General features: G+C 64.8%; 20 protein-coding genes and 1 pseudogene. 8 read left to right on the forward strand and 13 right to left on the reverse strand.

Annotated elements, in window-relative coordinates; translation table 11 throughout:
• The first annotated feature begins 241 nt into the window (after window positions 1–241).
• On the forward strand, window positions 242–964 hold the full coding sequence (locus AB8841_RS11330; protein ID WP_370435955.1) for a hypothetical protein: 723 nt from the start codon (window positions 242–244) through the stop codon (window positions 962–964).
• Window positions 965–983: 19 nt separating this feature from the next.
• Here AB8841_RS11330 and AB8841_RS11335 read toward each other — a convergent pair whose 3' ends face one another.
• Window positions 984–1,871: a YihY/virulence factor BrkB family protein gene (locus AB8841_RS11335; RefSeq protein WP_370435956.1), complete on the reverse strand. Its 888-nt coding sequence runs from the start codon at window positions 1,869–1,871 to the stop codon at window positions 984–986.
• A gap of 460 nt (window positions 1,872–2,331) precedes the next feature.
• On the opposite strand from AB8841_RS11335, the gene AB8841_RS11340 reads away from it, so the two are divergent.
• A complete protein-coding gene (locus AB8841_RS11340) occupies window positions 2,332–3,186 on the forward strand; it encodes a DMT family transporter (RefSeq protein WP_370435957.1) in 855 nt (284 codons plus the stop codon).
• Between the two features lie 54 nt (window positions 3,187–3,240).
• Here AB8841_RS11340 and AB8841_RS11345 read toward each other — a convergent pair whose 3' ends face one another.
• The 4 genes from AB8841_RS11345 to AB8841_RS11360 form a co-directional block, all read right to left on the reverse strand.
• Complete coding sequence (locus tag AB8841_RS11345) at window positions 3,241–3,408, reverse strand: hypothetical protein (RefSeq protein WP_370435958.1); 168 nt, start codon at window positions 3,406–3,408, stop codon at window positions 3,241–3,243.
• 146 nt (window positions 3,409–3,554) lie between these two features.
• A complete protein-coding gene (locus tag AB8841_RS11350) occupies window positions 3,555–4,643 on the reverse strand; it encodes a TRAP transporter substrate-binding protein (RefSeq protein ID WP_370435959.1) in 1,089 nt (362 codons plus the stop codon).
• A gap of 185 nt (window positions 4,644–4,828) precedes the next feature.
• Window positions 4,829–5,443, reverse strand: coding sequence for a hypothetical protein (locus AB8841_RS11355; RefSeq protein ID WP_370435960.1), 615 nt, complete (start codon window positions 5,441–5,443; stop codon window positions 4,829–4,831).
• A gap of 119 nt (window positions 5,444–5,562) precedes the next feature.
• Entirely contained in the window at window positions 5,563–6,309 is a 747-nt protein-coding gene (locus AB8841_RS11360) for a DUF4142 domain-containing protein (protein WP_370435961.1), read from the reverse strand.
• 139 nt (window positions 6,310–6,448) lie between these two features.
• On the opposite strand from AB8841_RS11360, the gene AB8841_RS11365 reads away from it, so the two are divergent.
• Both AB8841_RS11365 and hpf read left to right on the forward strand, forming a co-directional pair.
• Window positions 6,449–7,555, forward strand: coding sequence for a S1C family serine protease (locus AB8841_RS11365; protein WP_370435962.1), 1,107 nt, complete (start codon window positions 6,449–6,451; stop codon window positions 7,553–7,555).
• Between the two features lie 94 nt (window positions 7,556–7,649).
• Window positions 7,650–8,054 (forward strand): ribosome hibernation-promoting factor, HPF/YfiA family, encoded by a 405-nt coding sequence (hpf, locus tag AB8841_RS11370; protein ID WP_370435963.1) that lies wholly within the window; start codon window positions 7,650–7,652, stop codon window positions 8,052–8,054.
• Window positions 8,055–8,485: 431 nt separating this feature from the next.
• Here hpf and clpB read toward each other — a convergent pair whose 3' ends face one another.
• Entirely contained in the window at window positions 8,486–11,110 is a 2,625-nt protein-coding gene (gene clpB, locus AB8841_RS11375; protein WP_370435964.1) for an ATP-dependent chaperone ClpB, read from the reverse strand.
• A 189-nt stretch (window positions 11,111–11,299) separates the two neighbouring features.
• On the opposite strand from clpB, the gene AB8841_RS11380 reads away from it, so the two are divergent.
• The 3 genes from AB8841_RS11380 (at window position 11,300) to AB8841_RS11390 (ending at window position 12,886) form a co-directional block, all read left to right on the forward strand.
• Window positions 11,300–11,623, forward strand: a complete 324-nt coding sequence (locus tag AB8841_RS11380) for a hypothetical protein (RefSeq protein WP_370435965.1) — start codon at window positions 11,300–11,302, stop codon at window positions 11,621–11,623.
• Window positions 11,624–11,629: 6 nt separating this feature from the next.
• Window positions 11,630–11,899, forward strand: a complete 270-nt coding sequence (locus AB8841_RS11385) for a hypothetical protein (protein WP_370435966.1) — start codon at window positions 11,630–11,632, stop codon at window positions 11,897–11,899.
• Window positions 11,900–12,103: 204 nt separating this feature from the next.
• Entirely contained in the window at window positions 12,104–12,886 is a 783-nt protein-coding gene (locus AB8841_RS11390) for an MOSC domain-containing protein (protein ID WP_370435967.1), read from the forward strand.
• Between the two features lie 207 nt (window positions 12,887–13,093).
• Here the strand turns inward: AB8841_RS11390 and AB8841_RS11395 are convergent, their stop codons facing one another.
• The 6 genes and pseudogenes from AB8841_RS11395 to AB8841_RS11420 all read right to left on the reverse strand — a co-directional run bounded on the left by AB8841_RS11395 (window position 13,094) and on the right by AB8841_RS11420 (window position 20,444).
• Window positions 13,094–13,990, reverse strand: coding sequence for a DUF4167 domain-containing protein (locus AB8841_RS11395; protein ID WP_370435968.1), 897 nt, complete (start codon window positions 13,988–13,990; stop codon window positions 13,094–13,096).
• Window positions 13,991–14,371: 381 nt separating this feature from the next.
• Window positions 14,372–15,226: a peptide chain release factor N(5)-glutamine methyltransferase gene (prmC, locus tag AB8841_RS11400; RefSeq protein WP_370435969.1), complete on the reverse strand. Its 855-nt coding sequence runs from the start codon at window positions 15,224–15,226 to the stop codon at window positions 14,372–14,374.
• A pseudogene (locus AB8841_RS11405) lies at window positions 15,223–15,351 on the reverse strand (FosX/FosE/FosI family fosfomycin resistance thiol transferase); the annotation flags it as partial. The gene prmC and the pseudogene AB8841_RS11405, both read right to left, overlap by 4 nt.
• 395 nt (window positions 15,352–15,746) lie before the next feature.
• A complete protein-coding gene (gene prfA, locus AB8841_RS11410) occupies window positions 15,747–16,835 on the reverse strand; it encodes a peptide chain release factor 1 (protein WP_370435970.1) in 1,089 nt (362 codons plus the stop codon).
• On the reverse strand, window positions 16,835–19,102 hold the full coding sequence (gene ptsP, locus AB8841_RS11415; RefSeq protein WP_370435971.1) for a phosphoenolpyruvate--protein phosphotransferase: 2,268 nt from the start codon (window positions 19,100–19,102) through the stop codon (window positions 16,835–16,837). Before ptsP ends, prfA begins: the two co-directional genes overlap by 1 nt.
• A 103-nt stretch (window positions 19,103–19,205) precedes the next feature.
• On the reverse strand, window positions 19,206–20,444 hold the full coding sequence (locus AB8841_RS11420) for an aspartate kinase (RefSeq protein WP_370435972.1): 1,239 nt from the start codon (window positions 20,442–20,444) through the stop codon (window positions 19,206–19,208).
• A gap of 130 nt (window positions 20,445–20,574) precedes the next feature.
• Here AB8841_RS11420 and ubiG point away from each other — a divergent pair, with 130 nt between their 5' ends.
• Window positions 20,575–21,318, forward strand: coding sequence for a bifunctional 2-polyprenyl-6-hydroxyphenol methylase/3-demethylubiquinol 3-O-methyltransferase UbiG (ubiG, locus tag AB8841_RS11425; protein WP_370435973.1), 744 nt, complete (start codon window positions 20,575–20,577; stop codon window positions 21,316–21,318).
• Here the strand turns inward: ubiG and nhaA are convergent.
• Entirely contained in the window at window positions 21,291–22,505 is a 1,215-nt protein-coding gene (gene nhaA, locus AB8841_RS11430; RefSeq protein ID WP_370435974.1) for a Na+/H+ antiporter NhaA, read from the reverse strand. The two genes, ubiG and nhaA, sit on opposite strands and share 28 nt — an antisense overlap.
• Between the last annotated feature and the right edge of the window lie 18 nt (window positions 22,506–22,523).

Raw genomic sequence — 22,523 nt, forward strand, 5'->3', positions numbered from 1 at the left:
TGGGTTCGATGTCGCTGCCGATGCTGGAGCGCCATGCGTCTTTGTGTCCAGCCCTCACTTTTGAGGCAATTCTGCCAAGGCGCAGAAGGAATTTTCAGGATGTGGTTGGTCAGCCGAATCGGGTTTGATGAATATTTGTTCATCGTCAAGTCTATGATGAGGCTTGTCGCTTTGTTAAACCAATTGAATTCGAATGAACTACGTACATCTCTTGGTTTAAGATTATATTCTTTGTTGATCTATGCCTTTCCAGTCCCGGAACATCGCTGCCGCGCTCGTTTGTCTTCTTGCCTCTGCGTCTGCGGCTCAGGCGCTTGAGGACGGCGGAGGCATCACGGCCGAAAGCCAGCCTTGGACGATCGACGATGTCGTCGCCCGCCGCGTGAAAGCTCCAGGAACCGCCTTTTCGCTGAGCCGCACCCAGACATGGGCAAGCGGCCTCGTTCCGTCGGGCATCCCTGCCTTCACGCCATCCCCCGTCGACAGGACCCTCGGGGCGAAGCTGCAGCCCTTTCACGATTGGAATTTTCTGATCGGCACGGAGCTCACCCGCGGCGGCGGGGAGGGCGGGTTCCTGTCGTCGAAGGCGATGTGGGAATCGTCCTGGTCGCAGGATGTGGAGAGGTTTGGGGGGCTCACATTCGGCCTCTCGACGACAGGCTCCGTCAGCAACGCACAGGCCGATTATCTCCAATCGTTCAGCGGGAGTCTGAACCTGCCTCTGGATCTGCCTCTGAATGCATGGAACCTGGAACTCCGGTTTTCGCCCAACATGAACCTGGATGTCTCGAAGGGAGCTCTCAGCTCGAATCTGATGTCGGAGCTCGTCGGGCAGACGGTGCTCAGCCCTCAGAACGGCGCGTTCCGATCGGTGCTCGACGTGTCGGTCGGGTATAATCTCGCCCCTGATGCGCGCCCGGCCGCATCGGCCCGGATGCAGCTCACGATATCGCCGAAGCTGTGAAGGGAAACTGCGCTGCCCGTCAGGGGAGCGTGATCACGTCGCTGGGGTTGGGGTGCGGTTCGTCGTCGAGGCGCCTCTGCTTCGCGGCCAGGATGGTTCCGTTCAGTTCCCCGCCGAACAGAAAAATCGCCCCCAGCGTGTAGAGAAAGATCAGCGCCACCATGGCGGTGGCGAGTCCGCCATAGGTGGACGCGTAGGCGCCGGGATAATAATCGAGATACCAGCTGAATCCGAAGCCTCCGAGGAGCCACAGGACCAGCGTGACGCAGACGCCCGGCACCAGGGAGCGGAACGTGCGGCGCCCGGCCGGGACGAGCTTGTGCGCCATCGTCAGTCCAGCCACGATGATCAGGGTTGCGATACCCAGGCGGAGGAACCCGACCAGGGCGTCGAACGGCTCGAGAGCGGGCAGCCACCACAGGACCCCGCGCCAGATGAAGGGCCCGAGGACCACGAGGAGAGCCATGGCCATGAGCACGAAGGCTCCGCCGATCACGAAGGCGATGGATTCGAGGCGCGTCAGCCACCAGGCGCGCGTTTCGCGCACGTTGTAGGCGCGGTTCAAGCCGACCCGGAGGCTCTCCACGCCGCTCGAGGCGAAATAGAGGGTCAGAACGACGCCCAGGGTCAGGACGTCGCTGCGCCGTCCTGTCAGGATGTTGTGAACCTCTCCGGCGATAGGACCGGCGATCTCCCGCGGCCACGCTTCGAGGATGAGGTCCGCCACCTCGTCGGCCAAACTGCCCGTGCCGAAGACGCTCGCCAGGGCCGTGACCAGGATGAGGAACGGGAAGAACGACGTGAGCACCGACAGCGCGATATGGCTTGCGATCGCCCACGCATCGTGCAGCACGAACCGGTTCATCGTGATCGCAAGCAGTTCGAGGAAAAGACGCAGACGTTTCAAAGGCAGGGCTCCAGACTGCTGGAGATGGTGTGGCGGAGGGCAGGCGAGGCAAGGTTCATGGCTTGGTTCATCGCTTGGTCCATCTCTTGGTCCATCTCTTGGTCTTGGCGTAGACTTTGCCCGAACCCTCTTAAACGGCAAAGCTGCCGTTCGTTCCGTCCTGCCCCTGCGAGCGCCCAAGGTCGGTCCGATCCATGCAATGTCCCGCGATGGGTTTTCGAGGGAAGGCCCATGTCCAGCTTCGCGGCCGTTGTCTACCGAAAAACTGGTTCTTCCGCGCGGCCTCGCCAATTTCGATGCTACCCGGCTAAAGCATGGCTGTGCTCGGGCGCGTGGCTCGGCTAGAGCATCGGACGTGAAAAGTGGAATCCACTTTGGGGTCGAATCCGATGCTCCTTCCTAAAGGAGCGCATCGTCGATGCGGGCCTTCGGTTCCGCAGGATGCACCAGGACCTTGCCGATGCTGACCCGCCTTGCTCCCCCCCTCTTCGTGGTCATCTGGGCCACCGGCTTCATCGTCGCGCGGATCGTGGCGCCCCATGCCGAGCCGCTCACCTTTCTGCTGGTGCGCTACGTTCTGGCGCTGCTGGTGCTCGGCGGGATCGTCCTGGCGGTGCGTGCGCCCTGGCCTCGCCACTCCCGTGAATGGGGGCAGGCCATGGTGGCGGGCGTCCTCCTGCACGGTTTCTATCTCGGCGGCGTATTCTGGTCGGTGAAACATGGGCTGCCGGCAGGCATCTCCGCCCTGGTCGCGGGGCTTCAGCCCCTGGTGACGGCCGCTCTGGCCGGGCCTCTTCTCGGAGAGAAGGTGTCCGGCCGCAAATGGGCCGGGATCCTCACCGGGCTCGCCGGGGCCTCCCTCGTGGTCGCGCCCAAGATCGGCGACGGCGGGGTGCCGCCTCTGGCGCTTGGGGTCTGCTTCTTCGGCATGCTGTCGATCACCCTCGGGACGATCTGGCAGAAGCGGACCGGCCACACCCTGGACCTGCGCGTGAATGCCCTGGTGCAATATGTGGGGGCTGCCCTTGTGACCCTACCCCTCGTTCTGCTGCTGGAGGAGGGCCGGATCGAATTCACGCCATCGCTCATAGGGGCGATGGCCTGGGCCGTGTTCGGCCTGTCCGTCGGAGCGATCGGGCTTCTGCTTTACCTGATCCGGCAGGGAGCGGTCGTGGGCGTGGCGACGCTGCTTTATCTCGTTCCGCCCGTGGCCGCCCTCATGGCTTTCGTCCTGTTCGGGGAAACCTTGAGCCTCGTGCAGATGATCGGCATGGCCCTCGCCGCAACGGGAGTCGCCGTCGCGAGCCGCAGCTGAGCAGGGCAAAAGAAAGCCCCAGGTCCTCAGACCCGGGGCCGATCTCTCCCGATGTTACTTCGTGATCTTCACGGAAACCGGATCGCTGGCCGGAAAGGTCTCTTCCACGCCTTCATCGAGCTTCTCGTCGAGGGATTCCTTGGAGTTTTCCGGCAGCTTATCGTCCTTCGGGACGGTCTTGCCGGCCGATTCGTCCTGCTTGTTGTGAATCTTCTCGTTCATGTCGTGTCTCCAGGGGCTTGAAGAAAAGTTGGGGCTTGAAGAAAACTTGGGGCTTGAAGAAACCTTGTCCTGGAGACAACGCGGCAGAGCGGGCAACGATCCCGCCCATTGTGGAAAAGGCGACGCTTGCGCGCCGCCTCTTCTGGTTAACGCTGGCCCTGCTGCTGGTTGACGAAGTAATCGAAGGGCAGCTCCGCGATGCGGAACCAGGTCAGTTCCTTGTCGCGGAACGCGTTCCAGTGATCGAAGACCTTCTTGAACTTCGCATTGGAGGCCGCGATCTCGTTGTAGACCTTGAAGGCTTCCTTGTAGCTCTGCTCCATCACGTCCTTCGGGAAGGCGCGAAGCAGCGCGCCCTGCGCGACCAGACGGCGGATCGCCTCGGCGTTCTGGGCGTCGTACTTGGCCATGCACAGCGCGTTGGCCTCGGCACAGGCTGCTTCCAGAATGGCCTTGTAGGAGGCGGGCAGCGAATTCCACTTGTCCATGTTCACATAGACGGAAGGCTGCGCGCTTCCTTCCCAGAAGCCCGGATAGTAGTAGTACTTCGCGACCTTCACGAAGCCGAGCTTCTCGTCGTCATAGGGACCGGAGAACTCCACGGCGTCCAGGGTGCCGCGCTCGAGAGCCGGATAGATGTCGCCGCCTGCGAGAACCTGCGGCACGACGCCGAGCCTGGCCATGATCTGGCCGCCCATCCCCGCGATGCGCATCTTCAGGCCCTGCAGATCGGCAACGGAATTGACCTCTTTCCGGAACCAGCCGCCCATCTGCGCGCCGGTCTGGCCGGCCGGGAAGGAGATGACGTTGTAGTCCTTCAGGAATTCCCGCACCAGTTCGAGGCCGCCGCCGCAATACATCCAGCCATTGTGCTGGCGCACGTTCAGGCCCCACGGCACCGAGGTGTCGAACATGAAGGTCGGATCCTTGCCGATGTAATAGCTCGACAGGGTGTAGCCGCATTCGACGGTGCCGTTCTGCGTGGCGTCGAGCACCTGCAGGCCGCTCACGATCTCGCCGGCTGCGAAGACCTGAATCTGGAACTTGTTGTCGGTTGCTGCGGCCACGCGCTTGGCGACCATCTCGCCGGCGCCATAGAGCGTATCGAGGCTCTTGGGATAGCTCGACGCCATGCGCCAGCGGATTTCCGGTTGCGACTGCGCGATGGCCGGGGACGCGACAGCGCCGGCGGCGGCGGCGAGACCCGCGCCTTTGAGAACCTTTCTTCTATCCATGGGAGTTTCCTCGTCACTTTATTGCATGAAAGCCGATCGGGCTGGAACGATGCATAGAGCGCGAGGCTGCCGGCTGTCACTCCATCTTCCGTCTGACGAGCCGATTGGGAGAGGATGAAGGCGTAACGGAATTACCCCGGAGGCTCGGCGCCTCCAGGGCGATCATGAGTTCCTGGCGAAAACCGTCACCGCTCTTCCGAACTGCCCTTGGCGAGGGGACGCCGATCCTGCCCTTCGCCGGCGCGGGCGGAGCGCTTCGGAGGCTTCTCGTCGCCTGTCGAGGATTGCGAACGGCCGCCGGACTGGCTTGCGGTGGGGTGCCCGCGCACGAGAGTGCCCTTCGGCGCCTCGACGGCGTTGCCCGGAGCCGGCACGCGCTTGCGCGAGGCCGCGCCGCCGCTCATCCCGGTAGGCCCCGTCTCGTCGTCGGTTTGCGCCGAACGCGGGGCTGGGCTCTTGTTCGCCGTCGTCGAGACGCCTTCGGCGATCTCCTCGTTCGACATCGTGAAGCCGGCGTCGTCATCCTCCTGATCCGGCACGTCCTTGAACGATCGGATGCCTGCGTTGGAGCCGCTGGTCACGCGGCCGTCGTCCACATGATCGATGTCGAGATCGGGATCGATCTTCTTCGAGGCGCCCATCACGCCGGTGGCTTTGGCCGCTGCGCGCTTGGTATTGCCGACATCGTTGCGCTGGGTGGGGCCTGCAATGAAATTGTCGCTGCCCTCTTCCTGAACCACCTCGTTCAACACCTCATCGACCGGGGGCTCCGGCGGGTTTCCGCGCTTGTCTCGCGCCATCGGATATTCCTCTTCTCGATTCTTCGGCGGGCCCGGAAGCGGCCCGCGCCTCCTCAGGCAACGACCTGTCGAAAGAGGGGTTCCGGCTCCGCGGCACAAACGGGCGGAGCCGGAAATCCTTAGCGGCCAAGCCCTTTCTGAATGTCTTCGAGCAGCGCAATGTGTTCCTTGATCTGCCCGCGTGCGAGCTTGGCGATGTTGATCATCTCGCGGTTGCCGGAATTCTGCAGATAGCTCTCCTGCAGCTTCAGCAGCTTCTGGTGTCCTTCAATCTGCATGCCGACATATTCGCGATCCAGCGCTGCGCCAGGCTGCGCTTTCGAGAGCCGCTCCATGGTGGCCGAATCCGCCTGCGACAGCTCCGGCGCGGTGGATGCAGAACCCTGAGCGCCCTTGGTCGTCGATGCGGTCGCCGCAGGATCGGCGAAGGAATGCAGAACGTCGGTGAGGGTGTTCTGCTCGCCGATCTCGAACTCCGCAAATTGTTTCACACGTGGATCCTGTGCCTTCGATAGGGCGAAATTCGACTGCTGAAGCGAGACCGTGCTCAATGCGAGCGCCTGCTGAACGTATTGGCCGTCTTCCTGCGATTGCTGCTGCCCCTGCGCGGCAGGCGCGCTGTTGGCCTGTCCTTGACGCATATGGCTCTGCGTATCCTGAGGTGCGCCTCCCGCTTGCGTGCGCTGCTGACGCTGCTCGGCGCCTTGTCCGAGCGCCTGATTGGGCTGGGTTTCGGCAGGCTGCGGCGTCACGGAATAGGGGATCGCCTGCTTCTGCTGCTGAGCAAGGGCCGGGAGGGCAAAGGCAACGGCGATGCCGGCGATCATGGCATGGCGGACGGATATAGGCTTCTCCTGCGAAGGCATGGGCTTCTCCTGCGAAGATCTGTCGGGGCGAACGCTCGCGAGCGGCTTTTGTTCGAGAGGGGATCGAGGGAGGAACGAAGTCTGCCCAGGCGCGTCCATTGTAGAGACCATCGTAAGCCACCGATGGCAGGGAGGCGTGATGCAGGATCGGTTAACGCGCGTGATCATGCTGGCGGTCGCTGTGCTGCTTGCGATCCTGGTCGTTCAGCCCTATGTGGACTCGTATCTCTTCTCCGCACGCACGCCGCGTCCGGTCGCGGCGCGTGGCGACCTTTCGGAACTCGAGCGTTCGACGATCCAGGTCTTCGAGACCGTGGCGCCCTCGGTCGTACAGGTGGTCAGTCTGTCGCGGCGCAGCCCCAGGACGGAAGCGGAGCCGTCCGAGTCGGGAACGGGCTTCATGTGGGATGCGGCCGGGCATGTGGTCACCAACGAACATGTGGTGGCGAGCGGCTCGGGTTTCGTCGTGCGTCTCGCCTCCGGCGAGGTGCTGCCCGCCGAGGTTGTCGGACAGGCGCCCAACTACGATCTCGCGGTGCTGCGCCTCAACAGCCGGACCGGTCTGCCGCCGCCCGTGATGGTGGGCAGCTCGGCGGATCTGAAGGTGGGGCAGACGGCCTACGCCATCGGCAATCCGTTCGGCCTCGATCAGTCGCTCACGACCGGCATCATCAGCGCGCTCAAGCGACGGCTGCCCACCAGCGGCGGGCGCGAGATCGCGGGCGTAATCCAGACCGATGCCGCCATCAACCCCGGCAATTCCGGCGGTCCGCTGCTCGATTCCGCGGGGCGGCTGATCGGCGTCAACACGGCGATCTACTCGCCGTCCGGAACGAATGCGGGCATCGGCTTCGCCATTCCCGTGGACGTGGTGAACCGGGTCGTGCCCGAGCTCATCCGCGAGGGGAGGGTTCCCACGCCAGGAATCGGCATTCTCGCCGCCGACGAAACCGTGGCGGCTCAGCTCGGCGTCACAGGGGTCATCGTAGCTGGCGTCGCGCCGGGATCACCCGCGGAACAGGCCGGCCTGCGCGGGGTCAACCCGGCCGTCGGGGCGATCGGCGACGTCATCGTCGGTGTCGGAGACGAGCCCGTGCGGCGTCTGTCCGACCTCACGGACAGCCTCGAGCGCGCCGGGGTCGGACAAACGGTGGCCCTGAAAGTCATGCGCAACGACAGTACCCGTACGGTCGAGGTTCGCATCGTGGATATCGGGCAGGAGCCGTCGCGACCGCGCAGACCTTGAAGGCGCGCCGTCGAGCCGTTTATCTTGAGCCGTCGCGGCAACCATCGCGTCTGTGTCCCGTTAGCCATTGAATCTTCATCCATCGGAGGAGCGAATGAGTCTTGAAGGCGCCGAGAGCAGCATTCTGGTGCAAAGCTCGAATGTCGATCTGGGAGATGCGTTTCCCGAATTCGCCAGGACCAATATCCGCCAGGTGGCCGGGAAGTATTTCGGACGGCTGAGCAATGCGTCCGTGTATGTGAGCCGCGAGGGCATCACCTATCGGTGCACGGTGAATATCCAGATGGGCGCACTGAAGATGATGACCGGCGAGGCCAAGAACAAGGAGGTCTATGCCGCGTTCCGTCAGGCCCTGCAGAAGGCCGCCAAGCAGCTTCGCCGCTCCAAGCGCGAGCTTCGCGAGGACAAGGCGGAGCGTATCGACAAGGATATGGTCCTGCGTGAAGGCGCTCGGGCGCCCGCTCGGGACCAGGACGAGTTCCGGGCGGCCGCGGAATAGGCCAGGTCGCGCCTGAAATTCCACCAGACGAGTCGCAGACCCATTGTCATCCCGGGCCTGGAAGCAGAGCCCGGGACCGATAGCCGCTAGGGCATCGGACGTGAAAAGTGGACTCCACTTTTAGGATCGATCCGATGCTCTCCTTGGAAAGAGCGTATCGTTTCCGCACGATGTGCTAGGGCTGTTTCCACCGATATGGAAACAGCTCTTTTCTTTGCTCTGGCGCATTTCGCGGCGAGCCTGGAACGTCGTGTCTATGGTTCCCTGCTGCGCGGGAATAACGACGGGCGGTGAAGCTCCATTGTCAGGCCCGTATTCCGGCTTCCGCTCACCGATGCCGGGATCAGACCCGAAAGGACCTTACGGTCGGTCTTCCGACGCAAAAGCCCCGCAGAAACCGCGGGGCTTTCCTATCGCTGCCATCAATCGGCTTAGTTCAGCCGCACGCCCTCCGGCGGACGCTCCGCCGTCTTGGCCACGGTGGCGTTGCCGATGGTCAGGCCCATCGGGCCCGCATGCACGGGGATGGTCTCGCCGTCCTTGATCTCGCCGGCGAGGATCGCCTCGGCAAGCGGATCCTGCACGTTCTTCTGGATCACGCGCTTCAAAGGCCGGGCGCCGTAAGCCGGGTCGTAGCCCTTCTCGGCGAGCCACTCGCGGGCATCCTCGTCGAGCTCCAAGGTGATCTTGCGATCGGCGAGCAGTTTCTGCAGGCGGTCCAGCTGGATATCGACGATGGCTCCCATCTCCGAGCGCTTCAGGCGGTGGAAGAGGATGATCTCGTCCACGCGGTTGAGGAACTCGGGCCTGAAGTGCGATCGCACCACGCCCATGACTTCGTCGCGCACCGCGTCGCTATCCTGGCCCTCGGGCTGGTTGACCAGATATTCGGCCCCCAGATTCGAGGTCATGATGATGAGCGTGTTGCGGAAGTCCACGGTACGGCCTTGTCCGTCCGTGAGGCGGCCGTCGTCGAGAACCTGCAAGAGGACGTTGAACACGTCCGGATGCGCCTTCTCGATCTCGTCGAACAGCACTACCTGATAGGGCCTGCGGCGGACGGCTTCCGTCAGGGCGCCGCCTTCCTCGTAGCCCACATAACCGGGAGGCGCGCCGATGAGTCGGGAGACCGAGTGCTTCTCCATGTATTCCGACATGTCGAGGCGCACGAGCGCGGTCTCGTCGTCGAACAGGAAGGCCGCGAGCGCCTTTGTCAGCTCGGTCTTGCCGACGCCCGTGGGGCCGAGGAACATGAACGAGCCGATCGGCCGGTTCGGATCCTGCAAGCCCGCGCGGGCACGGCGCACGGCGGTCGAGACCGCCTCCACCGCTTCGCGCTGGCCGACGACACGCTTTCCGAGATCCTGCTCCATGTGCAGCAGCTTCTCGCGCTCGCCTTCGAGCATCTTGTCGACGGGCACGCCCGTCCAGCGGGAGACGACCTGCGCCACGTGGTCGGGCGTCACCGCCTCTTCCATCAGGCCGCCGCCATCCGCCCTGGCTTCGACTTCGGCGAGCTGCTTCTCGAGACCCGGAATGACGCCGTAGGAGAGCTCGCCCGCCTTCGCCCAATCGCCGTTGCGCTGCGCGGCAGCCAGCTGATTGCGGGCTTCCTCGAGCTTCTTCTTCAGGTCTGCGGCGGTGCCGAGCTTGTCCTTCTCGGATTTCCAGCGCGCCGTGATGGCGGCGGACTGCTCCTCCAGATCCGCGAGCTCCTTCGTGAGGCGCTCGAGGCGATCCTTCGAAGCGGCGTCCGTCTCCTTCTTCAGGGCCTCCTGCTCGATCTTGAGGCGCACGATCTCACGGTCGATGTTGTCGAGCTCCTCCGGCTTCGAGTCGACCTGCATGCGCAGGCGCGACGAAGCCTCATCGACGAGGTCGATGGCCTTGTCCGGCAGGAAGCGGTCGGTGATGTAGCGGTTCGACAGGGTCGCGGCCGCAACGAGCGCCGAGTCGGTGATGCGCACGCCGTGATGCTGCTCGTACTTTTCCTTCAGGCCGCGCAGAATCGACACCGTATCCTCGACGGTGGGTTCGCTGACGAAAACCGGTTGGAAACGGCGGGCGAGCGCGGCGTCCTTCTCGACGTGCTTGCGGTACTCGTCGAGCGTGGTCGCGCCGACGCAGTGCAGCTCGCCGCGCGCCAGTGCGGGCTTCAAGAGGTTTGAGGCGTCCATCGCGCCGTCGGCCTTGCCCGCGCCGACGAGCGTGTGCATCTCGTCGATGAAGAGAATGATGCCGCCTTCGGCCGCGGTCACCTCCTGCAGAACGGCCTTCAGGCGCTCCTCGAACTCGCCGCGATATTTCGCGCCCGCGATCAGCGCGCCCATGTCGAGGGCGAGCAACTGCTTGTCCTTCAGGGATTCAGGCACGTCGCCGTTGACGATGCGCAGCGCCAGGCCCTCGACGATGGCGGTCTTGCCGACGCCGGGCTCGCCGATGAGAACCGGGTTGTTCTTGGTGCGGCGAGAAAGGACCTGGATCGTGCGGCGGATCTCCTCGTCGCGCCCGATCACCGGATCGAGCTTGCCCTCACGGGCCGCTTCGGTGAGATCGCGCGCGTACTTCTTCAGCGCATCGTATGCGTTCTCCGCCGTCGCGTTGTCGGCCGTGCGGCCCTTGCGCAAGGCATTGATCGCGGCATTGAGGCCTTGAGCGGTCACGCCGGCCTGCGCGAGAATCTTGCCGGCCTCACTGTCCTTCTCGACAGCCAATGCCAGCAGCATCCGCTCGACGGTAACGTAAGAATCGCCCGCCTTCTCGGCGGCTTTCTCGGCCGTGTCGAAGAAGCGCATCAGCTCGCGCGTCGCCTGCGGCTGCGCGGCGGAGCCGGATACCTTCGGCTGCTTGGCGAGCCATTGCTCGATCGCCGCATGCGCATCACGCGAGCGTCCGCCCGCCCGGTCGATGAGACCGGCGCACAAGCCTTCGGGGTCGTCGAGCAGAACCTTCAGGACATGGCCCGGAGAGAGCTGCGGATGCCCTTCCCGCATGGCCAAGTTCTGAGCAGCCTGGACGAAACCCCGGGCACGCTCGGTGTATTTTTCAAAATTCATCGTGTCATCCTCCTCAGATCCGCCCGCCCTCTTCGGAGGCACGGGCCGACCCTGCGATGTCGGACCTTCGCCAGGAAGCATCCGCTGTATCTAAGGTGGGAACATCGATCCGGAACAACAAGAGGGGAACCCCGGTCGGGCCCTCGCATTGACCCTGCAAGCAGTTCCAATGGATTGAAGGAGGCTTCCATGACGCGCGACCCGCGCTCAGATGCCGAGAAGGCCCGCGCCGATCTGGCGCGCAATGCCGAGCTGGGGCTCGCCGTGCCGGAGAGCCCGCTGGAGGAGCAGCCTTCGGTGACTCCCCAGACCTTCGGCGACAACACCGAGAACGGGCGCGTGCTCCGCGACGAGGAGGGCCCTATGGCCGTCGACGAGGGTCAGGAGATCGGTGATTCCACCGGCACCATGAAGACCTCCCACGACATCCCCGAGAACCGTCAGAACGTCGAAACCCCGCCCACGCATCGCAGCGACCGCAGCGATGGCGTGCTCTCGCGCGCAAAGGAGTGATTCATCATGGGATTTTCCGATCTTCTCGCCCGTTTCAACCCGAAGAAGCGAAAGGCCGAACAGGCCCGCCAGGAGCTCATGGCCAATGCCGAGAAAGCCCTACGCATGAAGCAGGAGGCCGGGCCCACGGCCAACATTCCCGAGCACCAGACGTCACATGAGGGCATGCAGAAAGACCCGCATATGGTCGAATTCGACCGGACCAGCGGACGCGAGGCAGGCTTCACGCCCCAGCTGAAGCGCTCGAAGGTCGCCCGCTCGGGAGATGCTTCGTAACCGACGCCCTCTTCCTATGCCGTTTTTCGCGATCCCCGGGCTCGTCCCGGGGATCCCTTCTTTGCAGGAGGCATGCGTGGCTGGAACACGTCCGGCCATGACGTGGAGCGGAACGCTCAAACAAGATGCCTTGCCAAGATGCCTCGCCAAGACACCTTGCGAAGACGCCTTGCTCAGCGATCCCGCGACCACTATCGATAGGGCATGAGCATCCGCATCGCCTCCCTCCAACGCTATCCCGTGAAGGGCCTGTCGCCCGAGACGCTGGAAACCGCTGCCCTTGCCAAGGGCGGGTATTTCCCCGGTGACCGGCTTTTTGCCATCGAGAACGGTCCTGCCGGGTTCGATCCCGAGAACCCGCAGCACCAGCCCAAGATCAAGTTTCTCATGCTCATGCGCAACGAGAGCCTGGCGCGGCTGAGGACCCGCTATCTCGACAGCATCACGACGCTCTTCATCGAAGAAGGCGAGCGTGAAGTGGCGCGGGGCGATCTCACCACGCGGGAAGGACGGCTGGCCATCGAGGCTTTCTTTCGCCGCTTCATGGCGAAAGAGCTGCGCGGTCCGCCGAAGGTGCTCGCCGCTCCGGAGGGCTTCCGCTTCACCGATTCCCGGCGCGGCTTCGTCTCTCTCATCAATCTCGCCAGCGTCCGGCAGATCGAGAGCGTGGTCGGCGCCCCGGTCGATCCCTTGCGTTTCCGCGGCAATGTCCACCTCGACGGACTGGAGCCCTGGGCCGAGTTCGACCTCGTAGGTCAGGTGCTCACCACCGCGTCCGGCGTGCGCCTGAAGGTGACGAAGCGCATCGAGCGATGCGCGGCCACCAATGTGGACCCCGCGACCGGCATCCGTGATCTGCAGATCCCGAAGAGCCTCATGGGGGCATACGGGCATTTTGATTGCGGCATCTATGCCGAGGTGTTGAGCGACGGCGCCATCGCGGTCGGAGACAGCCTCGAGACGGAACAGGCCAGTCTGGCTCTTTAGCGCATCGTGCGGAACAGCGGACCCGGTTTTCACGAACGTGGCCCTTCGGGTCCTCACAAACGATGCGCTCATCTAAGGAGTGGAGCACCGAACGCGGGACGTGGAAACCGGTTTGAACCGGATCCACTTCGCCGAAATTGCTTTAGGCAACAAAAAAGGGAGAGCAGTGCTCTCCCTTTTTCCATAGTGCTGTAGCGCTCGACGCCGTTACTCGGCAGCGGGCGTCTCCACATCCGGCGTGAAGTTTGCGGCCTCGTCGCCCGTGCTCTCGACCACGTCGCGACGGGTGCGGCGGGTGCGGCGGCGCGGACGCTCCTCGACGGGCTCGCCGCCGAAATCCAGCGTCGGAGCCGGGTTCGGCTCTTCGGCGGCAGCGACCGGGGCGGGGCGCACCGGGTTCGTCAGGAAGGCCGGCAGGGTGCCCGCATCGGAGGCATCGGCCTCCTCGCGACGGCGCTCACGCGGGAAGCGTTCGCGGCGCTCGGGACGCTCTCCACGTTCGGGACGCTCCCCGCGTTCGCTGCGCTCCGGGCGCTCGCTGCGCTCAGAACGCTCACTCCGCTCGAAGCGAGTGGGACGCTCGCCCTCGCCGCTGGAGGATTGTTCATCGCGCTGGAAATCCTGGCGAGGGGCACGCTCGCGCTGGAAGCGCTCGCGGCGTTCGCCGCGCTCCTGACGCTCGCCGCGCTCGGGGCGCTCATTGCGCTCGAAGCGGGCCGGGCGGTCGCTCTCGCCACGCATCTCGTAGGGCTGCGGTTGGGAGCCGAAATCCGCGTCCTCGCCGTTGCGTTCGAAGTTCGGGCGCTCGCCTTGAGCGAAGCCCTCTTCGTCGCCGTCCTCGTCGAAACGCTGCTGGTAGCCATACTGCTCGCGCAGCTGCTCCTGAGCGGCCGCGATGATGCGGAAATAGTGCTCCGCATGCTGGAAATAGTTTTCTGCCGCCACGGGGTCGCCGCTCGCCTGCGCATCACGGGCAAGCTGGCTGTATTTTTCGGCGATATGCTGAGCCGTGCCGCGGATCTTCACGTCCGGACCGTTCGACTCATAGCTCTTGGTCAGGGGATTAGGCCCCTTGTTCCCGTTGTTGCGGTTGCGACCGCGCATTCGCCTGTTCTGTCCTGGTCTCATTTTATGCTCTACGAGCCTCGCTGGTTCTTAAGCCCACGCGATATTGCAAGCCAATGTTCACCGAACGGGCTCAACGCCCACCGTTCGCGTGGCAAACCGTCTGTTGTTCAGCCAGAGCCGATCGAGCGCCTGACTATCCTTCAGTATCGGGTTCAGATGATCGCGCCCGGCTGTTCAAAAGCCCCTGCCTGCGCGATGGATATCGTTTGGTCTTCCGTCATGTCCCCCTCAGGGGCTGCCGTTTTCTTCCGACCGAGGACGATGTCTATGATCGAATCTAGCGGGTTCCTCTCGGTCCAACAAGCCATTTTTCAGCTTTTACCCCTTCCTGAGGCAAGAATGCCTCACCCAGCACGGTCACGTTCGCCTCATGGCGACGCATCGGGGATTGTCAGATAGATCGTGTGTCACCTTCAGGATGTCAAGGGCATGGATGGCGGCCAGGCTGCGCAGGGCCTCGGCCTGATCGAAGCCGATCTCGACGACCAGGAGCCCGCCGGGGACCAGGAGGCGTTCGGCGTCTCCGAGGAGGACCCGGTAGGGAGCAAGGCCATCCGGACCGCCGTCGAGAGCCAGCAGCGGGTCGTGCTCGCGCACCTCCCGGTCCAGGGTCGGGATCACCGGCGAGGCGATATAGGGCGGGTTGGAGACGATCAGGTCGAAGCGGCCGGCGATCGCGTCAGCCCAGTGGGAGAGGGCGAAAAGGCTGCGCTCGCCTACGCCGTTCCTCCAGGCGTTCCCGCGGGCGGTTCTCAGGGCTCCAGGCGACAGGTCCACGCCGAGGCCGGTGGCCCGGGGCAACTCGTGCAGGAGCGCCACCAGAAGACAGCCCGATCCCGTGCCGAAATCCGCCATCAGCAACGGCGCCTGCCGGTCGGGGAGCAGTGCGAGGGTGGTCTCCACCACCGTTTCCGTATCCGGGCGCGGCACCAGGGTCTCGGGCGACAGGGCAAAGGGCAGTCCCCAGAATTCCCGCTCGCCGACGATGCGCGCCACAGGCTCGTGACCGAGGCGGCGGCGGGTCGTGGCCTCCAGGCGCCGGATCTCCTCGGCGGTCAGCGGAACCTCGGGACGGGCCACAAGCTCCATCGCCGGAATGCCGAGCACGGACAGGAGCATGAGCCGCGCGTCGAGAGCGGCCGTTTCGAAGCCTGCATCCGAGAGGGTCCGGCGCAGGTTCTTCAATGCCTGGACGCGGGTGAGGGCGGTCAAGCGGCGATGCCCCGGCGATACCGTTCGAGCCGCTCGTCCAGGGTGCCGGTATGCAGTTCGAACAGGTGATTGTCGTGGTCGTAGAAATAGAGCGAATGGCCCTCGCCATCGACGCGCGGGCGCGACTCGCGCAGCTCCAGCGCATCGTGCGAAACAGTAGCCCCGGTTTTTCGCCAGAACGATGCGCTCTTTCTAAGAAGGGAGCATCGGATTGATCCCAGAAGTGGATTCCACTTTTGGGTCCGATGCTCCAGGCCGAGGCGTTCGATGCGGGCGCGATAATCGCCGATGGCCGTCGCCGGGATCTTGAAGGCGATGTGGTTGTAGCTGCGCGAGGGCAGGCTCTCGCCCTCCATCACGGCGATCCACTGGCCGCCGACGATGAAGAATTTCTCGCGCGAGAGGGAGAAGGTCTCGTCGCCGGAAGAGTAGATTTCCTGTCCGTCGAGAACGTGGCTCATGATCGCGCTTATTCGGGCCAGGTCGCTGGTGATGAGCGTGATATGGCTCAGGCCTTCGATCACGCGGCCTGATCCTGAGCGGCGAGCTGAGCGGCCTGATGCTCGGTGATGAGCGCGTCGATGAGTTCGTCGAGCGCGTTGCCGGCGATCACCTCTTCGAGCTTGTAGAGGGTGAGGTTGATCCGGTGATCCGTGACGCGCCCTTGCGGGAAATTGTAGGTCCGGATGCGCTCGGAGCGGTCGCCGGAGCCGACCTGCGACTTGCGGTCGGCGGCACGCGCAGCGTCCTTGGCCGTGCGCTCCGCGTCGTAGAGGCGCGAGCGCAGAAGCCCCATGGCGCGGGCGCGGTTCTTGTGCTGCGAACGCTCGTCCTGCACGAACACCACGGTGCCGGTCGGAAGATGCGTGATGCGGATCGCGGATTCGGTCTTGTTCACGTGCTGACCGCCCGCTCCCTGGGCGCGCATGGTCTCGATCTTCAGATCGGCGTCGTTGAGAACGATGTCGACGTCCTCGGCCTCCGGCAGAACCGCGACGGTCGCGGCGGAGGTGTGGATGCGCCCTTGCGTTTCGGTATCGGGCACGCGCTGGACGCGGTGCACGCCGCTCTCGAACTTCAGGCGTGCGAACACGCCGCGCCCCTTGATCTCGGCGACCACTTCCTTGTAGCCGCCGGCCGTGCCCTCGCTCTCTGATACGATCTCGACCTTCCAGCCCTTCAGGTCCGCATAGCGCGTGTACATGCGCAGGAGATCGCCCGCGAAGAGGGCCGCCTCGTCGCCGCCCGTGCCAGCGCGGATTTCGAGGATCGCGCTCTTCTCGTCGGCCTCGTCCTTGGGCAGCAGCATGATGCGCAGATCCTGCGCCGCCTTTTCGAGGTCCTCGCGCGCCTGCGGCAGCTCTTCCTCGACGAGCTTGCGCATCTCGGAATCGGTCGACGGATCGTCGATCAGCGCTTCGAGCCCGTTCAGGTTGTCCTCCATGGCGTGATAGGCGCGGATCGCGCCCGCGACTCCGTCGAGCTCCGCGAGCTCGCGCGAGAGCGCCACGAAGGTTTCCGGATCGGGGCCGGCATTGAGCGTCGCCGTGATGATGTCATGGCGGGCCAGGATGGCGTTCAGGCGGTCGGAGGGAGGAGCGATCGTCATCAGACGGGAATACCACGGGTTTCCGCGAAATGGGCAAGCTTCGGGCGCAGCGTATCGCCGCTCCCTGCATGCTCCAGCTCTTCGTGAAGAAAGGTTTCGAGCTCGCTCACGTCAAGGGCGAGGAGCATGGCTTTGACCGGCCCGATGGAGGCTGGAGACATGGACAGCGAGCGGAAGCCCAGGCCGAGCAGAGTCATCGCTTCGAGGGGGCGTCCGCCGATCTCTCCGCACAATGTCGCGAGGCAGCCGGAGGCCTTCGCCTGCTCGGCCACGAGCCGCAGGGCCCGCAGCATGGGCGTGCTCAGCGGATCGAAGCGATCCGCCACGCGCCGGTTCTCCCGGTCGATGGCGAAGAGAAACTGCATCAGGTCGTTCGAGCCGATGGAGATGAAATCGGCGCGGTCGCAGATTTCCTTGAGCTGGAAAAGGAGCGAGGGCACCTCCAGCATCACGCCGAGCTTCAGGTCGGACGGGAGGGCGTGGCCATGGTGCGAGAGATAGCTCTTTTCGCGCTCCACGATGGCGCGCGCGCGCTCGAACTCGTCGCAGGTCGCCACCATGGGGAACATGATCTTCAGGGGGCGTCCGGTGGCGGCCTTCAGGAGCGCGCGGACCTGGGCCCGCAGCAGGCCCGGCCGGTCGAGGCCAATTCGGATCGCGCGCCAGCCGAGAGCCGGGTTCTCCTCCTCGACCGCCTGCATGTAGGGCAGGATCTTGTCGCCGCCGATGTCGAGGGTCCGGAAAGTGACCGGCCGGTCGCCGGCTTCCGCGAACACGGCGCTGTAGAGCGCCTGCTGATCGGAGGCCGAGGGCATCCTCTCGGCGATCATGAACTGCAATTCGGTGCGGAACAGGCCGACGCCCGCAGCCCCGGTTTCCGAGAGGTGGGGCAGGTCGACCAGAAGGCCTGCGTTGAGCTGCAGGGCGATCTCGATCCCGTCTCTGGTGACGGAGGGCACGTTGCGGAGCTTCTGATACTGCTCCTGGCGCTTGGCGCGAAGCCGCGCCTTCTCGGCATAGGCCGCCTCCACGTCGGCGCTGGGGCGGATCTGCACCTCGCCCGCGGCGCCGTCGACGATGATCGCGTCGCCCGGCTCGGTGATCGACGTGGCATTCTGCACCTCGCCCACGGCCGGGATGCCGAGGGCCCGCGCCACGATGGCGATGTGGCTCGTGGGACCGCCTTCCTCGAGCACGAGGCCGCGCAGGCGCGAGCGGTCGTAATCCAACAGGGCCGCCGGCCCCATGGAGCGGGCCACGATGATGGCGTTCTCGGGCAGGGATCCGCGCTCGGCCACCATGTCGCGCCCCACGAGGCGGAAGAGCAGCCGGTTGGCGAGATCGTCGAGATCGTGCAGGCGCTCCCGCAGATAGGGGTCGGTCTGGCGCAGCATGCGGGCGCGGTTGTCGGACTGGACCCGCTCCACGGCCGCTTCCGCCGTGAGGCCGGAAGCCACCGCCTCTCGCATGCGGCGGAGCCAGCCCTGGTCATGCGCGAACATGCGGAAGGTTTCGAGGACTTCCCGGTGCTCGCCGTGATGGGCCACGTCGCCGCGTTCGATCAGCTCGTCGATGGAGGTGCGGACCTGGGCGATGGAATCGTCCAGGCGCTGCAGTTCCGCCTCGACGTTCTCGGCGATCAGGTTCTTGATGACGACACGCGGCTCGTACAGCACCACGTAGCCGAGGCCCACGCCGTCGGCGAGCGCCATGCCCTTCTGGTAGACAGGGCGGCGCAGCGCGATGCCGGTCTCGACCGGAGCGAGGGCCTGCAGCTCGCCCGTCGCCAGCATCTCGGCCACCACCATGGCGGTGGTCTGAAGCGCCTCGACCTCTTCTTCCGTATAGACGCGATAGGTGCGGTTCTGGACGACGAGGACGCCGAGGGTGTTGCCCGCCCGGAGCAGCGGGACGCCCAGAAAGGCGTGGTAGATCTCTTCGCCCGTTTCGGGCTTGTAGGAGAAGGCCGGATGGCTCTGGGCATCGGACAGGGCCAGGGGCTCCGCCGTGGATGCGATGAGGCCGACGAGGCCTTCGCCCGAGCGCATGATCGTCTGGTGGACCGCTTCCCGGTTCAGGCCTTCCGTGGCGAACAGCTCGAGGACGCCATCGCCGCGCAGGACATAGACGGAGCACACCTCCGCCACCATGTTGGCGGCGATTTGGATGACGATTCTGTCAAGGCGGTCCTGCGCCCCCACCGGCTCCGCCATAATCTCGCGGAGGCGGCGCAGCAGAAGGCGCGGACCGCCGGGAGCACTTGGCATGAGCGTTTACGTTCCCGTCCTTCGGAGCCGGCAAAGCGAACCGGCGGTGGTGCCTTAAGTGTTGCAGCCCGACCGACCAGCCGTCAATCGGGCTGCTCACCGATTAGGCCTTGTCCAGGCCGTATAGCGAGTGAAGCGTGCGGACGGCAAGCTCCGTATAGGCCGAGTCGATCAGAACGGAGAACTTGATCTCCGAGGTGGTGATCGCCCGGATGTTGATGCCCTTGTCCGCCAAGGCCTTGAAAGCCCGGGCCGCCACGCCGGCATGGCTGCGCATGCCCACTCCGATGGCCGAGACCTTCACCACGTCGGTGGCGCCCTGAAGATCGCGGAACTCGATCTCGTTTTTGTGAGCGTTGAGGACGGTGCAAGCCCGCTCGTACTCGGCCGACGGGACCGTGAAGGTGATGTCCGTGGTGGTGGTGTCGTCCGAAACCACCTGGATGATCATGTCCACGTTGATGTTGGCGTCCGCCAGGGGCACGAAGATCGAGGCGGCAATGCCCGGCTTGTCGGCCACATTCCGCAACGTAATCTGGGCTTCGTCGCGCGAATAGGCGATGCCCGTGACAACCTGCTGTTCCATGATGTCTTCCTCGTCGCAGATGAGGGTGCCGAGCTTGGGGTCGGCGGGATCGTCGAAGCTGGAGCGGACATAGGTCGGAACCCGGTGCATCATGGCGAGCTCGACCGAGCGCACCTGGAGCACCTTGGCCCCGAGGGAGGCCATCTCCAGCATTTCCTCGTAGGACACCTTATCCAGGCGCTGTGCCTTGGGCACGATGCGAGGATCGGTGGTATAGACGCCGTCCACATCCGTATAGATGTCGCAGCGCTCGGCCCCGATGGCGGCGGCCAGCGCCACGGCGCTGGTATCCGAGCCGCCACGGCCGAGGGTCGTGACGCGGCGGGTCTCCTGGTGAAGGCCCTGGAAGCCGGATACGACGGCGACCTCGCCCTTCTTCTCGAAGCTTTCGATGATGCTCGAGCCGTCGATATCGACGATTCGCGCCGTTCCGTGGGCGCTCGAAGTCATGATCGGGATCTGCCAGCCCTGCCAGGAGCGGGCCTTGACGCCCATTTCCTGCAAGGCGATGGCGAGCAGCCCCGACGTAACCTGTTCGCCCGAGGCGACGACCACGTCGTATTCCTTGGCGTCGTAGAGAGCATGGGCATCCTTCACCCAGCCGACCAGCTCATTGGTCTTGCCGGCCATGGCCGAGACCACGACGGCCACGTCGTACCCGGCCTCGACCTCGCGTTTGACATGCCGCGCCACGTTACGGATGCGCTCTACATTGGCGACGGATGTACCGCCGAACTTCATGACAAGACGGGGCATGCGAAGAAGGCCGTTAGGTTAAGGGAAAAATTTTGCCCTTCGCGAGTTCGGAAAGGCGCGTATACATGACGGTAGGGCCGCGCGCTGTCAACGCGCGGAAATCATTTCTTCGGACGAGGAATTTTATCTTATGGCTCACGGCGCATCCACGACCATCGATCCGGCCGAAGTCGCCCGTTTCGAAAAGATCGCCGCGACGTGGTGGGATCCGAGCGGCCCCATGAAGGTCCTACACCGGTTCAACCCGGTACGGCTGGCCTATATCCGGGACGAGGCCTGCCGCCGGTTCGGGCGCGACCCGCGCTCCGCCCGCTCGCTCGAGGGGCTGACGATCCTCGACGTGGGCTGCGGCGGCGGGGTCCTGTCGGAGCCGCTGGCGCGCCTTGGGGCCGGCGTGACGGGGCTCGACCCGGCGCCCACCAACATCTCGGTGGCCCGCCTCCATGCGGAGCGGGCCGGGGTGCCGGTCGACTTCCGCAACGAAACCGTCGAGGCGGTGGTGGCGCGGGGCGAGCGCTTCGACGTCGTTCTCGCCATGGAGGTGGTGGAGCACGTGGCGGACGTGCAGGCCTTCGTGACGGCCTGTACCCAGGCCGTGAAGCCGGGCGGCTGCCTTGTCATGGCGACGATCAACCGGACGCTGCGCTCCTTCGCGTCCGCCATCGTGGGGGCCGAGTACATCCTCCGCTGGCTGCCGAAGGGCACCCATGAATGGGACAGGTTCGTCACTCCGGACGAACTCTCCGACGCCATCAGGCAGGCGGGCTTTTCCGTGAACGACCTCACCGGCGTCGGGTACAATCCCTTGCGGGACAGCTGGTCCCTCTCGCAGGATCTGTCCGTCAACTACATGCTTCTGGCCTCGCGGACCTGAAGCCTTTCGCGCGGGGCGACGCTGAGAAGCGCGTAGCCTGCCAGGGCGGAGAGGGCCGAGCCCATGAGCACGCCGATCTTGGTGGCGCTGGTGAGGTCCGGGTTGTCCGGGAAGGCGAGAGCGCCGATGAACAGGCTCATAGTGAAGCCGATGCCGCAGAGCAGCGCCACGCCGTAGCATTGCAGCCGCGTGGCGCCCGCCGGCACATCGGCTAAGCCCAGACGGATCGCCGCCCACGCGAAGGAATAGACGCCCGCCTGCTTGCCGATGAACAAGCCCAGAGCGATGCCGAGGGGCAGGGGGCTGAGCAGGGCATCGAGGGACAGGCCCGAGAGCGGAACGCCCGCATTGGCGAGGCCGAAGATCGGGATGACGCCATAGGCCACGGGTCCATGGAGCGCATGCTCCAGGCGGTGCAGCGGCGCATCCTCCGCGCGTGTCTTCTTCGGGGCGGCCTGTAGCGGGATGGTGAGCGCCAGGGCGACGCCCGCCAGCGTGGCGTGAATGCCCGATTGCAGCACGAAGAACCACAGCACCGCGCCCACGAGCAGGTAGGGCATGAGGTGCGTGACGTTGAAGCGGTTGAAGGCCACCAGCACCGCGAGACAGAGCGCGGCCCCACCCAGCATCGTAAGCGAGAGATCGGTCGTATAGAACAGCGCGATGATCACGATCGCCCCGAGATCGTCCAGGATGGCGAGCGCCGTCAGGAAGATCTTGAGGGAGGTGGGCACGCGCGATCCCAGGACCGCCAGCACGCCGAGTGCGAAGGCGATGTCCGTGGCGGTCGGGATCGCCCAGCCTTGATGGAATTGCGGCTCGTTGCGCGTGACGACGAGAAACACGAGGGCAGGCACGATCATGCCGCCGAGCGCCGCGATGCCGGGCAGGATTCGGCGCGGCCAGGTGGAGAGCTGTCCGTCCAGCATCTCGCGCTTGATCTCGAGCCCGACCAGCAGGAAGAACACCGCCATCAGAGCATCGTTGATCCAGTGCAGGACGCTGAGGCCGGCCACGTAGGTCTTCAGAATTCCGAAATAGGCCTCTGACAGGGGAGAGTTGGCGAGAACGAGGGCGATCACCGTCACGCCCATGAGGATCATGCCGCCCGATGCCTCGCTGTCGAAGAACTGGCGCATCAACGACGCGCGACGCTTCGGCGGTACGGTCCTGCCCGGCTGATCCATGCTTTCATCCTCCTTCAC

This window comes from Microvirga sp. TS319, assembly GCF_041276405.1.
Taxonomy (GTDB): Bacteria; Pseudomonadota; Alphaproteobacteria; order Rhizobiales; family Beijerinckiaceae; genus Microvirga.

Excerpts from the sequence above, each read along its gene's own strand:
- AB8841_RS11365 (WP_370435962.1), top strand. The coding sequence starts at position 6,449 with ATGCAGGATCGGTTAACGCGCGTGATCATGCTGGCGGTCGCTGTGCTG.
- AB8841_RS11360 (WP_370435961.1), bottom strand. The coding sequence starts at position 6,309 with ATGCCTTCGCAGGAGAAGCCTATATCCGTCCGCCATGCCATGATCGCC.
- AB8841_RS11340 (WP_370435957.1), top strand. The coding sequence starts at position 2,332 with ATGCTGACCCGCCTTGCTCCCCCCCTCTTCGTGGTCATCTGGGCCACC.
- ubiG (WP_370435973.1), top strand. The coding sequence starts at position 20,575 with ATGGCTCACGGCGCATCCACGACCATCGATCCGGCCGAAGTCGCCCGT.
- nhaA (WP_370435974.1), bottom strand. The coding sequence starts at position 22,505 with ATGGATCAGCCGGGCAGGACCGTACCGCCGAAGCGTCGCGCGTCGTTG.
- AB8841_RS11355 (WP_370435960.1), bottom strand. The coding sequence starts at position 5,443 with ATGGCGCGAGACAAGCGCGGAAACCCGCCGGAGCCCCCGGTCGATGAG.
- AB8841_RS11380 (WP_370435965.1), top strand. The coding sequence starts at position 11,300 with ATGACGCGCGACCCGCGCTCAGATGCCGAGAAGGCCCGCGCCGATCTG.
- clpB (WP_370435964.1), bottom strand. The coding sequence starts at position 11,110 with ATGAATTTTGAAAAATACACCGAGCGTGCCCGGGGTTTCGTCCAGGCT.
- AB8841_RS11390 (WP_370435967.1), top strand. The coding sequence starts at position 12,104 with ATGAGCATCCGCATCGCCTCCCTCCAACGCTATCCCGTGAAGGGCCTG.
- ptsP (WP_370435971.1), bottom strand. The coding sequence starts at position 19,102 with ATGCCAAGTGCTCCCGGCGGTCCGCGCCTTCTGCTGCGCCGCCTCCGC.
- prfA (WP_370435970.1), bottom strand. The coding sequence starts at position 16,835 with ATGACGATCGCTCCTCCCTCCGACCGCCTGAACGCCATCCTGGCCCGC.
- AB8841_RS11395 (WP_370435968.1), bottom strand. The coding sequence starts at position 13,990 with ATGCGCGGTCGCAACCGCAACAACGGGAACAAGGGGCCTAATCCCCTG.
- AB8841_RS11345 (WP_370435958.1), bottom strand. The coding sequence starts at position 3,408 with ATGAACGAGAAGATTCACAACAAGCAGGACGAATCGGCCGGCAAGACC.
- AB8841_RS11385 (WP_370435966.1), top strand. The coding sequence starts at position 11,630 with ATGGGATTTTCCGATCTTCTCGCCCGTTTCAACCCGAAGAAGCGAAAG.
- AB8841_RS11330 (WP_370435955.1), top strand. The coding sequence starts at position 242 with ATGCCTTTCCAGTCCCGGAACATCGCTGCCGCGCTCGTTTGTCTTCTT.
- AB8841_RS11350 (WP_370435959.1), bottom strand. The coding sequence starts at position 4,643 with ATGGATAGAAGAAAGGTTCTCAAAGGCGCGGGTCTCGCCGCCGCCGCC.
- hpf (WP_370435963.1), top strand. The coding sequence starts at position 7,650 with ATGAGTCTTGAAGGCGCCGAGAGCAGCATTCTGGTGCAAAGCTCGAAT.
- AB8841_RS11420 (WP_370435972.1), bottom strand. The coding sequence starts at position 20,444 with ATGCCCCGTCTTGTCATGAAGTTCGGCGGTACATCCGTCGCCAATGTA.